The sequence below is a fragment of the Acidovorax sp. 1608163 genome, assembly GCF_003669015.1.
GTDB lineage: Bacteria > Pseudomonadota > Gammaproteobacteria > Burkholderiales > Burkholderiaceae_C > Acidovorax.
This window is the reverse complement of the sequence record NZ_CP033069.1, coordinates 872271-887570: the sequence shown is the minus strand read 5'-3', so window position 1 is coordinate 887570 and position 15300 is coordinate 872271. Positions and strand designations below refer to the sequence as shown.

14 protein-coding genes are annotated in these 15300 nt (G+C 64.6%); 4 read left to right on the top strand and 10 right to left on the bottom strand.

The genetic code is table 11. The annotated features are described in order from the left end of the window. Nucleotides 1–5 precede the first annotated feature (5 nt). From EAG14_RS03960 to EAG14_RS03930, 7 genes are all read right to left on the bottom strand, one after another. Entirely contained in the window at nucleotides 6–1412 is a 1407-nt protein-coding gene (locus EAG14_RS03960; protein WP_121728126.1) for a leucine-rich repeat domain-containing protein, read from the bottom strand. A 57-nt stretch (nucleotides 1413–1469) separates the two neighbouring features. After that, nucleotides 1470–2897, bottom strand: coding sequence for an ankyrin repeat domain-containing protein (locus tag EAG14_RS03955; protein ID WP_162995905.1), 1428 nt, complete (start codon nucleotides 2895–2897; stop codon nucleotides 1470–1472). Between the two features lie 18 nt (nucleotides 2898–2915). After that, nucleotides 2916–3311 (bottom strand): hypothetical protein, encoded by a 396-nt coding sequence (locus EAG14_RS03950; RefSeq protein ID WP_162995904.1) that lies wholly within the window; start codon nucleotides 3309–3311, stop codon nucleotides 2916–2918. Between the two features lie 60 nt (nucleotides 3312–3371). Next, nucleotides 3372–5594 carry an AAA family ATPase gene (locus tag EAG14_RS03945; RefSeq protein WP_121728123.1) on the bottom strand — a complete coding sequence of 741 codons (2223 nt, stop codon included), beginning with the start codon at nucleotides 5592–5594 and terminating at the stop codon, nucleotides 3372–3374. Continuing rightward, the gene (locus EAG14_RS03940; RefSeq protein ID WP_121728122.1) at nucleotides 5579–6808 is read right to left on the bottom strand and encodes a hypothetical protein; all 1230 of its coding nucleotides are present in this window, start codon (nucleotides 6806–6808) and stop codon (nucleotides 5579–5581) included. The genes EAG14_RS03945 and EAG14_RS03940 overlap by 16 nt, the downstream gene beginning before the upstream one ends. A gap of 95 nt (nucleotides 6809–6903) precedes the next feature. Next, nucleotides 6904–7473: a hypothetical protein gene (locus EAG14_RS03935; RefSeq protein ID WP_099741963.1), complete on the bottom strand. Its 570-nt coding sequence runs from the start codon at nucleotides 7471–7473 to the stop codon at nucleotides 6904–6906. 66 nt (nucleotides 7474–7539) lie between these two features. Further along, the gene (locus EAG14_RS03930) at nucleotides 7540–8334 is read right to left on the bottom strand and encodes a hypothetical protein (protein WP_121728121.1); all 795 of its coding nucleotides are present in this window, start codon (nucleotides 8332–8334) and stop codon (nucleotides 7540–7542) included. A 222-nt stretch (nucleotides 8335–8556) separates the two neighbouring features. On the opposite strand from EAG14_RS03930, the gene EAG14_RS03925 reads away from it, so the two are divergent. From EAG14_RS03925 to EAG14_RS03915, 3 genes are all read left to right on the top strand, one after another. Beyond that, a complete protein-coding gene (locus EAG14_RS03925) occupies nucleotides 8557–9132 on the top strand; it encodes a TetR/AcrR family transcriptional regulator (RefSeq protein WP_099741965.1) in 576 nt (191 codons plus the stop codon). A 5-nt stretch (nucleotides 9133–9137) separates the two neighbouring features. Continuing rightward, nucleotides 9138–9470, top strand: coding sequence for an SMR family transporter (locus EAG14_RS03920; RefSeq protein WP_369803877.1), 333 nt, complete (start codon nucleotides 9138–9140; stop codon nucleotides 9468–9470). Nucleotides 9471–9539: 69 nt separating this feature from the next. After that, nucleotides 9540–10259 carry a pentapeptide repeat-containing protein gene (locus EAG14_RS03915; RefSeq protein ID WP_121730281.1) on the top strand — a complete coding sequence of 240 codons (720 nt, stop codon included), beginning with the start codon at nucleotides 9540–9542 and terminating at the stop codon, nucleotides 10257–10259. 2 nt (nucleotides 10260–10261) lie between these two features. Here the strand turns inward: EAG14_RS03915 and EAG14_RS03910 are convergent, their stop codons facing one another. After that, nucleotides 10262–11428, bottom strand: a complete 1167-nt coding sequence (locus tag EAG14_RS03910; protein WP_121728120.1) for a mandelate racemase/muconate lactonizing enzyme family protein — start codon at nucleotides 11426–11428, stop codon at nucleotides 10262–10264. A 264-nt stretch (nucleotides 11429–11692) separates the two neighbouring features. On the opposite strand from EAG14_RS03910, the gene EAG14_RS03905 reads away from it, so the two are divergent. After that, the gene (locus EAG14_RS03905) at nucleotides 11693–12631 is read left to right on the top strand and encodes a LysR family transcriptional regulator (RefSeq protein ID WP_121728119.1); all 939 of its coding nucleotides are present in this window, start codon (nucleotides 11693–11695) and stop codon (nucleotides 12629–12631) included. A gap of 36 nt (nucleotides 12632–12667) precedes the next feature. On the opposite strand, the gene EAG14_RS03900 is transcribed toward EAG14_RS03905, so the two are convergent. Beyond that, the gene (locus EAG14_RS03900; RefSeq protein ID WP_121730280.1) at nucleotides 12668–13771 is read right to left on the bottom strand and encodes an SMP-30/gluconolactonase/LRE family protein; all 1104 of its coding nucleotides are present in this window, start codon (nucleotides 13769–13771) and stop codon (nucleotides 12668–12670) included. A gap of 188 nt (nucleotides 13772–13959) precedes the next feature. Then, nucleotides 13960–15294: a glucarate dehydratase gene (gene gudD / locus EAG14_RS03895; protein ID WP_121730279.1), complete on the bottom strand. Its 1335-nt coding sequence runs from the start codon at nucleotides 15292–15294 to the stop codon at nucleotides 13960–13962. Nucleotides 15295–15300: the final 6 nt, after the last annotated feature.

The window sequence follows — 15300 nt, the reverse complement described above, 5'->3', positions numbered from 1 at the left end:
GCGCATCAGCTCTTTTTCTTTTCCAGCTTCTTGAGGGTGGCCTCGTAGGCCTCGGCCACATCGGTGCGGGCTTCGGCGGACACATCAAAGCGGCCAGCCAGCACGGCCGCATCGGCCCTCGCGCCCAGCTGGCCAATGGCCTTGAAGACCTTTTTCATGAACGCCGAGTCTCCGCCCAGGACGTGCTTTTCGAACCGCAGCAGGTCGATGATGGGCTCCACCAGCTGCGGAGACTGCACTTTGCCCACCCCATCGAGCAGCTGCTTGTAGTGGTGCAGGTGGGCTTCGGAGAAGCCCTCGCGCAGGTTGAAGAACGCCAGGAACAGGTCGGCAAACGCGGGGATGGGAGCTTCCACCAGGATGCGGGCGATGGTGGCGTGCTCATGCTTGAGTTTGCCCGCGTAGAACGGTTCGTACTCCGGGTAAAAGGCCAGCTCGGCGTGAAAGCTATGGGTCAGCGGGGCCACCAAGCGCTCGCCGAAGCTGCTGAGCACCGACACCAGCAGCTTGGACTCTTCCCAATAGTGCGGGCGCAGGCCGTGGGTCACCATCGCATCGAACGCGCCGGGGGCCGGGTGTGCCAGCGCGCCGCGCACCATCTCCTCGTCAAAGTGCCCATGCACCAGACTGGAGAACGCGTCGCCCAGCAAAGACAGGTCGGTGATGGCATAGAGTTGCGGCCAATCCTTGGCCTCCATCAGCCGCGCGATACGCGAGGCTTCGATGCTTTCCGGGTCGCGCACATACGGCTCCTCGGGCAACTCCAGCTGTAAGGCCGCACGCTCCGCGCTCAACTCGCTGCTGACATGCAATCGCTGGTAGCGCCGACCTGCCAGGGGCGCCAGTGTGGTCAGCGGGTTGTCATCGACCCACAGGGTCTCCAAGGCCGCGCAGCCAGCCAAAGGAGCCAGGTCGGTGATCCGGTTGCCGTTCACATGCAAGCATTTGAGAGTGGGGTAGCTGGCAACGAACGACAGGTCGGTGATGCGGTTGTGTGACAGGTACAGGCTCTCCAGCCTGGGCAACTGGAGCCCTGCCGGGAAGTGAGTGAACTTGTTGTTCCACACGAACAGCGTCTCAACATTGAGCCCGTTGAGTGCCTCGAAGTCTTTGAAGTCGCAGTATTCAATGGTCAGCGAGTTCAGGTGCGGCAAGGCTTTGAGGGCCTGCAGGTTGGTGAACTGCATGCGATCCAGGCTCAAGCGCCGAAGCCCCTGGATATGCGCCAGGCGTGACAGATCGACCGGCTGCGCTGTACGGTTGCTGCGCAGGTGGATGTCCAGGATGTCGTCGCAGTCGGCGATCTGGTCCAGATCGGCATCGGTGAATTTCTCCAGGTGCAGACCGTCGGCGCGGTTCAGCACGCGGATGGGGCTAAAGATGCGGTCGGTCCACTTGGGCTTGGTGGTCATTGCGTCGGGCGATGAAAAAGGAGGTGGATGGGGCGGTGTGCACGCGTTCAACCGGCGTCAAGCCTGGGTATTGAGGTAGCGGGCGCACAGCTGGCCGATGGCGTCACACAGCACGTCGTTGGCAGGCGGTGCGCCTGGGGCCATGGGCAAATCAATCGCCTCGCGCAGCACCCAGTCGTCGTTTTCCACCTGCGAGAAGCGGATGCGCATGACAGACCAATCGAAGACATGGACACCCATTTCCACCGCGCCGCTGCGGCTGAGATACGACTTGGTGCGCGACAGCTTCAGGCCACGAAAGTAGTCGTCGTATTCCAGGTACAGCACGCCAGGCGGCACGCGCGGGTCTGCGCCCGAGCCAAGGTGGGCAATCACGCCCTTGAGGCAGGTGCGCAGCCAATCGGGGTATTGGCTGACGGTCCAGTCCGTGGGCCCGTCGATCAATCCGGGCGCACGCTCCCAGGTGGCGCGCTGGGCGGAGCCATCCGCAGCGGCCTTGGGCTTGGCGGGCTTTTTGGGGGCTACGGAGGTGGTCAACGCCGCCACGCGGGATTCGTATTCGGTGCCCCGGAACAGGCGCACGTCGGCAGCCACCAACTTGCCCTGGGCCGCCAGGGCTTCGGCCAGCACTGCAGCCACATCCAGGTTGCCTGCGCTGACGGCCAGGCGCAGTGGGGTGCGAGCGCGCGCGTTGGCTGCAGCGGGGTCCAGGCCCCAGTCGAGCAGCTGGCGGGTGGTGGCGACAGGGTCGACCCCTCGCTGCCACGCCACCGAAATGCCAGCGCGGCTCAGGTTCAGACCGTCCACATCGCCAGCACAGTGCATCAGCGCGTTGGTGCCTGCGGGGGTGGTGAAGTGCACATTAGCGCCGCGGTCCTTCAAAAAGCGCAACAACGGCACACTCCCCATGTAGGCGGCCATGAGGATCGGGTTGTACATCTCGCGGTGATCCATCGCTTCGATGTCAGCACCGGCCGCCAGCAGCATATCGACCGCCTGGAACACCATTTCGGCATGCCCCACTTGGGCATCCACGCGAAATGGGATGTTGCAAATCTCGCCACGCATGTCCTCCAGCCCGAGGGCGGTGCACAGCGCGGGGTCCTTGGTCTTGCGGGGGTCACTCCCTGCTGCCAGCACCAAACCCAGCCGCTCCAAAGAGCGCCCCCCAGCGCCTCCCCACAACTGCCCGCAGCACAAGGCCAAAGGCGTGTCATTGCGATTCTTGCGCTTGTTGGGATCGGCGCCATGCTCCAGAAGCAAGCCAAGCAAGGCCATTTGCGCATCCACCCGTTGGGCCACGGCGGCCTCGTCAGGACCATCGTAGTGCGCCCAGCGGGGGCTGCAGGCCCAGTGCGACGCGGGGTACTGGGACACGCTGATGCGGTCGGGGTGGACGCCGGAGCGGACCAAGCGGTCTATGGACGACAGGATGTGTTCGAACCCTGAATCATGTTCAAGGACAACCGTTGAAGAGCTTGCCATGGTGAGATCTCCAGCCGCCTACCAGCGCACGGATTGCGCGTCAAAATCCAGCGTCACCACCTGCGTGTTGCCGTCGCGAAACTGAAGCTCCAGCAGTCCCGCGTCTTCATCCGTAAAGGCCATGCCACCAATCATGGGGGAGTCAATCAAATCCTCGCTGTCGATGGTAGTCACCGCATCCGAACGCAGATCGAGCAAGCACAGTTGAGGGAAATCCATGTCTTCTCCGTACTCGATATAAGCGACCAGGGCCCGCGAGGCATGCAAGGCGATGGCTGCGACCAGCCCGTCGCCCTCTCCTTCGTGCGCTCGATCTTGCACGGCGCCCCAGAGGGCTTTGTGGTCTTGGACCACCGAGGCATAGCGGGACTCAGGAGGCAATGCAGGCGTGACAGATGGGTTTGGTACGGTCATTGAAAGTTCCTCGGTCAAAAATTCACCCGGTTCAACACAGGCATGTTTCGATGTTGCGGTTCATGCAGCGGAGCGTGAGTCCCTGCCCAACACAGCCAACTCCTGGCGCAGCAGCTGCTCCACCTCGCTGGGCTCAAACTGGCCCTGCAGCAGCGGGATGGCAAAACGGTATTCGGCCTCTTGCTTGCGCAGCACGTAGGCCAGCTGCAGTCGCGCCAGCGATTGGCGCAGGGCCTGTGCATCGGCCGCGATGCCGTGGCTATGCAGCAGCTGTGCCAAGGCCACCAGGCTGGTCTGCCCAGACTGGGCGGTGTGGTAGACCACCACACGGTCGAGGCGGCAGGCGGCTTCGTCCTGGCTCAGGCGGCCCCAGCCGGCCAATGCGTCTTGCACCGCCTGCGAGGCCAGGGCCTGGTTCAGGTGGTGGGCCTCGATGGCGCGCTCGCCGGGTTGCAGGGCCTCCAGGCATTCCTGGCACAGGATGGCCACCAGGTTGGCGCGCTGGCCGCTGGCGTCGATGAGGCGCTCGACCAACGCATCGCTGGCAAAGCCCAGGCGCAGGCGGCGCAGTGGCTCGGTGGCCAGCTCGCGGCAGGCCACGCGCTCCAGCCCGCCAATGGTCAGCACCTCGCCAAAATTGCGCAGGGGGCTTTGGTAGTCGAGCACCGCCGTGGCATACAAATCCCAGAACCCTGCCAGCATGAACCAGCAGCGCCCCTCTTCGCTGAGCGAGCGCAGGGTGGACAACTGTGCATAGCCTTGGTCCGACTCGGCACGGAAGAACTGGTCGGCCTCGTCAATCAGCAGCACCAGCCGCTTGCCCACCGCTTGCGCCTGCAGGTGGGCCACGATGTCTTCGAGCGTGGTGTGGGCGGGCAGGCCCAGCTGCAGCGCCAGGCGGGGTGCCAGCCGGTGGTCGCGCAGCGATACGTAGTGGCACACGGTGTGCGGGTGGCCCTGCAGGCGGCGCTGCACCGCCTTGAGCAAGCTGCTTTTGCCTAGCTGGCGCCCGCCCACCACCAGGTAGTTGGCAGGCTCGCGGGTGACCACGCGGGCCAGCAGCTGCGCGCGGCCGAAGAACGAGCCTTCGCGCGTGACGCCACCGCGCGTCTGGTACGGCGAGATGCGGGTGATGCGCAACTGGGTGGACAGCAGGCGCAGCAGCACCTGCAGGGCCTGGCCGCCCAGCAGCCATTCGGTGAGGCTGGCGCTGTCCACCATCACATGCAGGTTGGCGCTGTCTTCGCAGTGGGCGCGCAGCAGGGGGCACGGGGCCTCAAGGCTGTGCTCGCTCAGCACCAGCAGCACGTCGCTGCCGGTCTGCGCAGCGCGCAGGCTTTGCACCAACGCAGCTTCGTCGAGCCCCGGCGTGGGCACCAGCACCAGGCAGCGGTCCAGCGACACGGGCAGGTCGGGGGCAAACTGCCACTCCAGCACCACGCCGGGCAGTGCCCAATCGGCACTGGTCTGCTGGCGGGCCACCACTTTGTCGGCCAGGGTCTGGGCCAGGCCAGTGGCGTAGTCAAGCCCGTTCGCCTGGGCACACAACACAGCGCGGCGCCAGTCTGCCGTGCGGACTTCAGCGGCCTGCAAGGTGGCGTCCAGCCGCCCCATCCAGCGCAGCAGGCGGTCGATTTTCGGCAGGCGGTCCAGGGGCGTGCGGCGCAGGCGCGCGGGGCGCAGCTGGCCAGAGCCAATCAGGGGATGGCGCACCACCCATACCACCGCCCCGGCGCAAAAGATCACAGCACACCCAATGATCAATGACCGCAGCCACCCAAAAGGGTCGGAGGCGGACGCGGCAGATGGCTTGCTCGGCTCCCTATCGTCGGTCACGCCGTCATCGCAATTGATGGGAAGGTAGCCTGGTGGCACGGGCGGATTGCCTCGGCGGCAGCTCCAGGTATAGGAGTCGGGATGGAACTCAATGATCACCTGCGTGCCAGCGATCTTGCCCAGCTCGGGGTGGTTGGCAATGTCACCCTGCAACACGTTGGGGCGTGGCGAAGTGACGCGCAGCTTGGCGTTGGCAATGGGCGGGGCGTATTTTTGGATGTCCGGCGGCCAGTCACCCAGCTCGTTGCGCGCATCGATCATGGCGGCGCGCCATTGCGTCACCTCGCCCCACACCGGGCCGACATTCATGGCCGCAAGGAAAGCGCTGCGCGTGAAGGGGTTGAGCTGGGGGGTGAAGATGGCGCTGGCCACAAACAACGTCACCACGGCAATGACCATGGCGCGCAGCACAGGGCGCGAGAGCAGCGGGCTCATTCGTTCGAGCATGATTCCAGCACCATCAAGCCAGCCTCGCGCACGATAGGGCAGCGCCAATACAGCCGCGCCGCGTCACCCGCGCCGCGTACGTGGATGAGGTTGCCCCAGAACAGCCGGCGCAGGTCGTCGTCTTGCAGGTACGGGCGAGCACGGCCCAGGTCGGGGGCTTGCAGCAGTTGCGCCAGGCGCTGGCGCGAGGCTGGTGCCTGCGCCAGCGGCAAAAAGGTTTGCCACAGGCGTGCACTGCCTAGCAAGTGGCTGCGCAGCTCGCCCGCTGCCACCACATCGCCTTGCAGTGCGGCGGTGCCGTGGTCTACCAGCCATTGCAGCCCTTCTTCAAACAAGGCGGGGTGGGCGCCGCTGAGGTCTTGCAGAGCGGCCAGCACGGGCACGGCCCAGGGCTGCTCGGGCCAGCGGTGGCGCGCCAGCACCACCAGGTCGTCCAGCGTGGGCTCGGGCCAATGGTTGACCTGGGCAATGTTGAGCAGCGACAAGTCGCCGCTGCGGTACTTGAGGTCGGCCAGCGCCTCGCCGCCGCACAGCAGCAGGTGCAGACGGCCGCTGTGCATTTCGCTCAGGCTGCGCAAAATGCCCGCCAGGGTTTCGCGCAGTGCAGGGGTGCCCTGCTCAAAGCGGCTGACCAGGCAAAACAGCCGCTCGCCCGCCAGCAGGCGCTGCTCCAGCGCGGCTTCAAATTCGTAGTCGGAGGTGACTTCGCCCAGCCCGCACTGGCGGCCGATGGCGGCAAAGTATTCGTCGGCCGCCGTGCTCACGCTGTAGGGCGGCTGGATGTGCAGCACCGCGCCCTCGCCGTATTGCGCGCGGGCACGGGCCAGCAGCTCTTGCCGAAACGGCGGCTGGCCCCAGTGCGCGGGCGACAGCAGCAGCGAGATGGGGTACGGCATGGCCTGCGCCAGCTGGGCAAACAGCTTGTCCTGGAACGCCGCAAACGGCTGTGCACCCACCGATTCGGCCTGCAGCGGAAACTCGGGCTCAAAGCCCGCCGCACTGAGCAGGCGGTTGGACTCGGTCTCCGTCAGGCGCAGGTAGCGGGTGCAGGCCACCACGCGGTCACGCGAGCGGGGGTTGGGCACTGACACACCGTTGCGCCAGTTGTTCACGGCTTCACGGCTCAGGCCAATCTCCGTCGCCACCCCCGAGGCGCTGGCACGGATACGCCGCATGTAAAGCGAGAGAAGCACGGAGAAAGAATCGCTGGCCATGGAGGAAAAGGAGGTACGGGCTGGAAAAGGGAACGGCCTGGACAGGACACGCACAAGGCATGCCTGTCTGTGGATGCAGGCCGTTGAAAAAGCGCTTAGCGCTGCAGCAGCGATTGCACCATGGGCCAAGCCTTGTAGCAGCCCAAAGCGCAGACGACAAACACCGGGCTGTAGAGCAGCAGCATGCCCAGCACGGTGTAGAAGGTGCCGACCTCCTCGTCATCGTCATCGTCCTCGCTATCGCCCTCACCGCCTTCGCCCTGGCCTTGCTTCCCCTGGCTCGCCTGCACCGATGCCAGCGCAGCTGGCTCCAGCATGCGGGTCTCGGGGGCGTCTGTCACCACACTGGCGCTACCTTGACCCGTACCTGCGGCCTTGGCCTCTTTGGCGGTCTGGATGTTGTCCCAGATTTCCATACCCAGCGTAGCCACCATGGCCAGCAGTGCCACCGCCAGCACGCCCAGGTAGGCGTAACGCAACCCCGGGCGCTCCAGCGGGTAGAAGTAGCCCGCCAGCACCACAGCCGGGGCCAGAAAGAACACGTGCGAGAGCAGCCGGTTGGCATCAAACCCTGCATCCTTGTCCAGCGCACCAATGGCCATGCGATACACCACGGCGCCCACGATAAACAGCACGCCCCCCCACCATTCAATCTCGGTCAACATCGTTTTTTCTCCCTCGTTTCTGTGTTTTCAATGTGTTGTATGCGGCCCATGCCATCAGACGCTCGTTCAGGAGAACAGCGACTTGCGCTCCGTGCTCATGTAGTACAGCGGCAGCACCACCGCCAGCAGCAGGCCCAGACCCATCCACAACCAAAAGCCCTTGAACAGCAGCACCGTGACCAAGGTGAACAGCGCGGCGTGCACCAGCCCCTTGAAGCCCGCCTTCAGCATGAAGATGCCCATGATTCCGTCCACCGGGTTGACGCCGCTTTCGCGCATGTCCTTGAACATGCCGACCATGGCATCCACCGCTTCGCGGCCTTCCCGCTCGCGTTCGTCCTGCTGGGTGCGCAGGGTGCCAATGGGCACCGGCTTGCGTGGGTTCTTGGTGCCGTCGCTGGCACCCTCCTCGTCTTCTTCTCCCGCTCTCTCTTCTGTATCGTCGTCAGCGCGTTCCACCACAGCCTTCAGGGTGGGGTTGCTGGCATAAAAAGACTGGCGGGTTACCCACATGCCTTGCTCGAAGAACATGCGCTCGGTCTCACCCACCTGGTCGTAAAACACCTCGGCCACGGCAGAGCGCAGGCCGTGAGCAAACAGCTCTTCCAGCATCTGCAGCGGAATCCCGTCGTGCGTGCTCGAATCAAAGTTCAGCACCAGCCCCGGGCCTTGGGCACGCACGCCATGGTTGAACCAGTCACTGTCCCACAGTTTGGCCAGGTCAGCCCCGCCCAGCTTTTCGGCCCAGCGCTCGGCCTGCTCGGTGTTGTCGGATTGCAGGTACTGGAACACCAGCTGGCAGTATTTGAGCCGGATGGGGTCTTCAAAGAACAGGTGCAGGGTGTGAACGTTTTGGGACATGGCGGGGGAATGGGTTCAGGGGCGATGGGGTGCGGTGATTGGCACGGATTGTTACCGGATATGACGCAGGCTGCGCTCTCAGGCTTGTCAGGTGCACTGGCCACCACACTGGACGAAATGTCCAGTGAAGGCCCCACGGGCGCCCGGGGACATTGATCCAGACCCGGCTCAGCTCCCGAGGCCACCCCTACAATAAACATTCCATACGGATGGTTTGTAGTGATGACAGAAGCCCACCGCCGACAAAAACAGCCCGAACTGATCCGCAGCCAGTTACTGATGGTGGTGCGCGACATCCTGGTACAAGATGGCCCCCACGCCGTGACGCTGGACGCCGTATCCCGCCGCGCCAGCGTGACCAAGGGCGGCCTGCAGCACCACTTTCGCAGCAAGCAGGCCTTGCTGCAGGCGCTGTGCGATCAGCTGTTTGAAGAATTCCAGGCGAACCTGGCACTGGCGTTTGAACGTGAACCCGCCGGGCCGGGGCGCCATGCCCGCGCCTACATTCGCACCTGCTTTGACACCCACAACCAACTGAACCAGGTCGAGACCCAGCGGGCCATTGGCCTGCTGGCCTTGACCCTGCCCGAAGCCCGCGAGCGCTGGCACCAGACCATGCAGACCGAGCTGGCCGCAGACGCCGAAACACCTGGCGCGGCAGACCGGCTGCTGGTGTGCCGGATGGCCGCAGATGGCTTCTGGTTTTCGCAAATGCTGGATGTGTATGCCCTGGACGACGCGCACCGCGCCCGCATCCTGGCCTTGTTGCTGCAACTGTGCGGCCAGAAAGAAGACTGATGCCCCTGCCCGCTTACGCCCTGCTGGGCGCCGCCATCTTGGCCGAGGTGATTGGCACCAGCGCCCTCAAAGCCTCCGAGGGCTTCACTCGCCCCCTTCCCTCGGCGTTGACCGCCGTGGCCTACGTAGCGGCGTTCTATGCGCTGTCGCTCACGCTCAAGACGGTGCCACTGGGCATTGCCTACGGGGTGTGGTCAGGCGTGGGGATTGTGTTGGTGTCTGCCGTGGGCTGGGTGGTTTACGACCAGCGCCTGGACACCGCAGCGCTGCTTGGCATAGGCCTCATTCTGGCGGGGGTACTGGTGATTCACCTGTTCTCCCGCAGCACGGGGCACTGAAGCCCTGCGGCACCCTGCCCTCTTGGGCTTTTCACCCACCGCCTTCTGCGCCCCATGGTTTCGTTGTTCATGACCTCCACCCCCAGCACCACAGCCACCACCACGGCCACCAGCCCCGTAACCGATCAACACCTGTCGCGGGCCGATCTGCAACGCCTGGTGGCCGACGCCCCTGCAGCACTGCAGTTTGAGCGTTGCACCTTTGACGGCGAGGATTTGTCACAGATGGACCTGCGCGGCGCCACCTTTATCGGCTGTACCTTCGCAGACGCCGCACTGGAAGCCGCCACCCTCACCAGCACCCGCTGGCTGGACTGCCGCGCTGCGCGGGCCCAACTGCAACGCGCAGACTGCACCGATGCGCGCTGGCACCGCTGCGACCTCAACAACACCGACTGGACACGCGCAAGACTGTCCAGCGCGCTGTTTGCCGAAGTCAAACTCACCGGGGCACACTTTCGCGAGGCGCACACCCTGGGGCTGGAGTTCCACGAATCACTGCTCGTGGGCGCCGATTTGCGGGGCCTGTCGTTTCGCAAGCAAACCCTTGCGCAGCTTGACCTGTCCGAGGCCGATCTGGGGGGCTGCGATTTTCGGGATGCGCTGTTTGAAGGCGGCAGCTTGCGAGACGCCCATTTGAAAAATACGCGCTTTGACGGCGCCGACCTGCGCGGCGTAGACCTGGGCGGCCTGAAACTGGCGCAGGTGGCACCCTTCTTCAAGGGCGCCATCATCTCTGGCGACCAGGCGGCCGCGCTGGTGGGCGAATTGGGAGTGCGGGTGCTCTGAGCTCAGGAGGCCAGCGCCCGCATCTCAGCGATCAAGTCTGATTTACCCTCAAATCCAATGCCCTGCAGCGGCGGCAACGTCACGTAGCCGTTCTCCACCTTCACGCCATCGGGGAAGCCGCCATAGGGCTGGAACAGGTCGGGGTAGCTCTCGTTGCCGCCCAGGCCCAGGCCAGCGGCGATGGCCAGCGACATCTGATGCCCGCCGTGGGGAATGCAGCGGGTGGGGGACCAGCCGTGCTCCTTGAGCATGTCGAGCGTGCGCAAGTATTCGACCAGGCCATAGCTCAGCGCGCAGTCGAACTGCAGCCAGTCGCGGTCGGGCCGCATGCCGCCGTGGCGGATCAGGTTGCGCGCGTCCTGCATCGAGAACAGGTTCTCGCCCGTGGCCATGGGGCCGTGGTAGACCTCACCCAGCTTTGCCTGCAGTTCATAGTCCAGTGGGTCGCCAGCTTCCTCGTACCAGAACAGGGGGTACTGCGACAGGGCCTTGCCGTAGTCAATGGCGGTGGCCAGGTCGAAGCGGCCGTTGGCGTCCACCGCCAGCTGCTGGCCAGGGCCCAGGATCTTGAGCACCGACTCGATACGCTCGCAGTCCTCGGCCAGCGTGGCGCCGCCGATCTTCATCTTCACCACCGAGTAGCCCCGCTCCAGGTAGCTTTCCATTTCCTTCTTGAGGCCATCGAGCCCCTTGCCGGGGTAATAGTAGCCACCGGCCGCGTAGACGAACACGCGCGGGTTGGCCGTGCCGTTGCCGTAGCGATCGGCCAGCAGCTGGAACAGCGGCTTGCCCGCTATTTTTGCCGTGGCGTCCCACACGGCCATGTCGATGGTGCCCACGGCCACCGAGCGCTCGCCATGGCCACCGGGCTTCTCGTTGATCATCATGCGGGCCCAGACCTTGTGCGGGTCCAGGTTCTCGCCGGTGGCATCCAGCAGGCTGGCGGGCTCAGCCTCCAACACGCGCGGGATGAAGCGCTCGCGCATCAATGCGCCCTGGCCGTAGCGGCCGTTGGAATTGAAGCCATAGCCGATCACGGGCCTGCCGTCACGGATCACGTCGGTGACCACAGCGACGAGGCTGAGCGTCATCTTCGAGAAGTCGATGTAGGCGTTGCGGATGTCTGACTTGATGGGGCGGGTGGATTCAAGGATATTGACGATCTTCATGGTGTTTGCGGGGTTGGAACAATGAAAGCGCGTGCGCTCGAAGCGATTGCCAATGGACCCCAAGCAAAACGCTGGGGCCGTACAAGGCGCCAAGACCCACCGATAATTCAAGCGGCTTGCGGTGCGTGCGTTGGACAAGGCTTTGTGCGTCACGAAAGGCATCATTTCCTCAGTGCCGCCTGGCGTCCAATACTCCAATCGCATACATCTATCTGTGCACCCAGCCCCCACCACCTCGTGTAGACACCGCAGAAAGCAGACCCCATGGGACCTGGCAATCGCCCCCTCGACCTGGAATGGTTGGAAGACTTTTTGGCTTTGTGCGAAAGCGGCAATTTTTCGCGTGCGGCAGAGGCCCGCGCCATCGCCCAACCGGCCTTCAGCCGCCATATCCGCGCGCTGGAGGAATGGGTGGGGGTGGATTTGTTTGACCGCAGCGCGCACCCTGCCGTACTCACCGCCGCTGGGCAACGTTTTGAGCCACTGATCGAAGCAGTGCTGGCCCAGTTGGAGGCCGCCCGCACCAAGGCCCGTGCGGCCCACCACATGGCGCAAGCCAGCCTGCGCTTTGCGGCCACCCACGTGCTTTCGCTCACGTTTTTTCCACGCTGGTTGTCTGGGGTGGAAGCCCATCTGCAGGTGGGGCCGATACAGACCCTGTCTGACAGTTCACACGCTTGCGAAGACCTGATGCTGCAGCGCCGCGTGCAATTCGTTTTGTGCCATGGGCATGCCGATGCTCCCAGCCGTCTGGACGAGGCGCAGTACCCCATGCTTCGGCTCTCGGGCGATGTGCTGCGGCCCGTGTCTGCAGCCAACGTGCAGGCCAAGCCCATGCAGGGCGCCAGCGACACGCCAGCGCTGCAAATGCTGGCCTACAGCGATGCCTCGGGCCTGGGCAGGATCATGCGCTCGCACCTGTCTCGGCTGGAAAAGGATGCCCCGCAGACAGCGGCATTCGGCGATGCGCCCACGGTCTTCACCTCGCACCATGCCGTGCTGCTCAAGACCATGGTGTTGGAGGGGCGTGGCGTAGCCTGGCTTCCCCAGAGCCTGGTGGCAGAGGAGTTGCGCAGCGGCCTGCTGGTGCCTGCAGGTCCAGCCCCCTGGAACGTGCCAGTCGACATTCGGCTGTACCGCCAAAAAGGGGAGATGACGCCCCTGGCCGAAGAGCTATGGCAATTGGCCGAGGGGCAGTCCTGAGCGCCCCCTAAGCAGTAGCCCCAGGCCTGCGCCGCATCACACCGCGCCGTGCGCCTCGACGTACAGGGCGTACAGCGAGTGGCTGCTGGCCATGTACAGGCGGTTGTTCTTCGGGCCGCCAAAGCACAGGTTGGCACAGCGCTCGGGCAAGCGGATGTGGGCAATGGCTTTGCCCTGGGGGTTGAAGACCATCACGCCATCCAGTTCCTCGGGCTTCCCCTTGAGCTGGAAGACCTTGCGCCCGCCTTGCTCCGAAGCCTCGGCCTGCAGCGCGCCATTGCTGCCCCAACCGCACCACAGGTTGCCATCGCGGTCCACCTTGAAGCCGTCCAGGGCGCCCTGGTCAGCGGCGTCGATCAGCTTGGTCTTGTTGCCCACCGTGCCGTCAGCATTGACGTCATAGCTCCAGATGCTGCGGTTGGGCGTGCCCTTCCACTCCACAACGTACAGCTTCTTCTCATCGGGCGAGAAGGCCAGGCCGTTGGGATTGACGATGTCGGTGATGACCGCCGTCAGCTTGCCGTCGGTACCAATGCGGTAGACATTGGTCGAGGCTTGCTCTGGCTTGGCGCGGAAGCCTTCCCACTCGCCGTTGATGCCGAACAACGGGTCGGTGAACCAGACGGTGTCGTCGGACTTAACCACGATGTCGTTGGGCGCATTGAGCTTCTTGCCCTCATAGCTGTCGGCCAGCACCGTCAGGCGCCCGCCCTTTTCGGTGCGCACCACACGGCGGGTGACGGAGTGCTCGCAGGTGATGAGGCGCCCCTGCCGGTCACGCACATTGCCATTGGCCCAGTTGGCGGGCTGGCGGAACACCGTGAAGCTGCCGTCGCGCTCGCTGTACTTCATGATGCGGTTGTTGGGAATGTCGCTGACCAGCACATAGCCCCCATCCTCTGGGAAGTACACGGGGCCTTCGGCCCAGCGCATGCCTGTGGCGACCTGCTCCACGGTGCTGCTGTAGATGCGGTACTTGGCGAAGCTGGGGTCCAGGATCTGAACGGCCGGATCGGGATAGCGCTGGTTGGGCCTGAAGTCGAAAGACTGCGCCAAAGCCCCTGAACCCAAAACGGCCAGCCCGGTGCCTGCTGCCGCCTTGAGGAATTGACGGCGCGGTTTCTGGGTGGATGGTTGCATGCTTGTCTCCATTTTTATCGTTGGCATGCCAGGTGCTAGCGAACCCAAAATCTCGGGGCGCCGGCCAGGCCCACGATGCCCCACACCACCCCGTGGTGTGCAGGCTGGATTCCCACACCTGCTGCCGGTAGCAGCCGACAGCGATTCACATCATGCGAAGGACCCGGGGCCGCTTCGCACAGGCCACATCAACGCACCATGCAGGGCATCTTGTGGTTGAACTTCCAGCCCGGGATCAGGTACTGCATGGCAATGGCATCGTCGCGCGCACCCAGGCCATGCTGCATGTACAGCTGGTGGGCCTTTTCCACTTCGACCATGTCCAGCTCCACGCCCAGGCCCGGCTTCTGGGGCACTTGCACGTGGCCGCCCGCGATCTGCAGTGGGTCCTTGGTCAGGCGTTGGCCGTCTTGCCAGATCCAGTGGGTGTCGATGGCCGTGACGCGGCCCGGCGCTGCGGCACCCACATGGGTGAACATGGCCAGCGAAATGTCGAAATGGTTGTTGGAGTGCGAACCCCAGGTCAGGCCCCAGTCGCGGCAGGTCTGCGCCACGCGCACAGAGCCCGCCATGGTCCAGAAATGCGGATCGGCCAGCGGGATGTCCACACTCTGCAGCGACAGCGCGTGCGTGAACTGGCGCCAGTCGGTGGCCACCATGTTGGTGGCCGTGGGCAGGCCGGTGGCTCGGCGAAACTCGGCCATCACTTCACGGCCGCTGAAGCCGTCTTCGGCGCCGCAGGGGTCTTCGGCATAGGCCACCACACCACGCATTTTCTGGCCCAGGCGGATCGCGTCCCTGAGCAGCCAGCCGCCATTGGGGTCCAGCGTCACACGGGCATCAGGGAAGCGCTCGTGCAGCGCTGTCACGGCCTCCACCTCTTCGTCGCCGCGCAGCACGCCGCCCTTGAGCTTGAAGTCGTTGAAGCCATAGCGCTCGCGGGCCGCCTCGGCCAGGCGCACGATGGCCTGGGCGTTCATCGCCTTTTCGTGGCGCAGGCGGAACCAGTCGTTCTCGGCCCCTGGGTCTGTGGCGTAGGGCAAATCGGTCAGTGCGCGGTCGCCCACATAGAACAGGTACCCCAGCATTTCCACCGAGGTGCGCTGCTGCCCCTCGCCCAACAGGGCAGCCACCGGCACCTCCAGGTGCTGACCCAGCAAGTCCAGCAGGGCCGATTCCACCGCCGTCACAGCGTGGATGGTGGTGCGCAAGTCAAAGGTCTGCAAGCCACGGCCACCGGCATCGCGGTCGGCAAAGCTCTGCTGCACGCGCTGCAGCACGCTTTGGTAGGAACCAATGGGCTGCCCCACCACCAGGGCGCGGGCGTCCTCCAGGGTTTGGCGAATCTTCTCGCCACCAGGCACCTCACCCACCCCGGTGTGGCCCGAGCTGTCCGTGAGAACCAGGATGTTGCGCGTGAAAAACGGGGCATGCGCACCGCTGAGGTTCAGCAGCATGCTGTCGCGGCCAGCCACAGGAATCACGCGGAGTTCGGTAACAAGGGGGGTAGATGCGTTGGACATAGGTTC

Excerpts from the sequence above, each read along its gene's own strand:
- EAG14_RS03910 (WP_121728120.1), bottom strand. The coding sequence starts at position 11,428 with ATGAAGATCGTCAATATCCTTGAATCCACCCGCCCCATCAAGTCAGAC.
- EAG14_RS03945 (WP_121728123.1), bottom strand. The coding sequence starts at position 5,594 with ATGCTCGAACGAATGAGCCCGCTGCTCTCGCGCCCTGTGCTGCGCGCC.
- EAG14_RS03925 (WP_099741965.1), top strand. The coding sequence starts at position 8,557 with ATGACAGAAGCCCACCGCCGACAAAAACAGCCCGAACTGATCCGCAGC.
- EAG14_RS03900 (WP_121730280.1), bottom strand. The coding sequence starts at position 13,771 with ATGCAACCATCCACCCAGAAACCGCGCCGTCAATTCCTCAAGGCGGCA.
- EAG14_RS03905 (WP_121728119.1), top strand. The coding sequence starts at position 11,693 with ATGGGACCTGGCAATCGCCCCCTCGACCTGGAATGGTTGGAAGACTTT.
- EAG14_RS03915 (WP_121730281.1), top strand. The coding sequence starts at position 9,540 with ATGACCTCCACCCCCAGCACCACAGCCACCACCACGGCCACCAGCCCC.
- EAG14_RS03960 (WP_121728126.1), bottom strand. The coding sequence starts at position 1,412 with ATGACCACCAAGCCCAAGTGGACCGACCGCATCTTTAGCCCCATCCGC.
- gudD (WP_121730279.1), bottom strand. The coding sequence starts at position 15,294 with ATGTCCAACGCATCTACCCCCCTTGTTACCGAACTCCGCGTGATTCCT.
- EAG14_RS03955 (WP_162995905.1), bottom strand. The coding sequence starts at position 2,897 with ATGGCAAGCTCTTCAACGGTTGTCCTTGAACATGATTCAGGGTTCGAA.
- EAG14_RS03940 (WP_121728122.1), bottom strand. The coding sequence starts at position 6,808 with ATGGCCAGCGATTCTTTCTCCGTGCTTCTCTCGCTTTACATGCGGCGT.
- EAG14_RS03930 (WP_121728121.1), bottom strand. The coding sequence starts at position 8,334 with ATGTCCCAAAACGTTCACACCCTGCACCTGTTCTTTGAAGACCCCATC.
- EAG14_RS03935 (WP_099741963.1), bottom strand. The coding sequence starts at position 7,473 with ATGTTGACCGAGATTGAATGGTGGGGGGGCGTGCTGTTTATCGTGGGC.
- EAG14_RS03950 (WP_162995904.1), bottom strand. The coding sequence starts at position 3,311 with ATGACCGTACCAAACCCATCTGTCACGCCTGCATTGCCTCCTGAGTCC.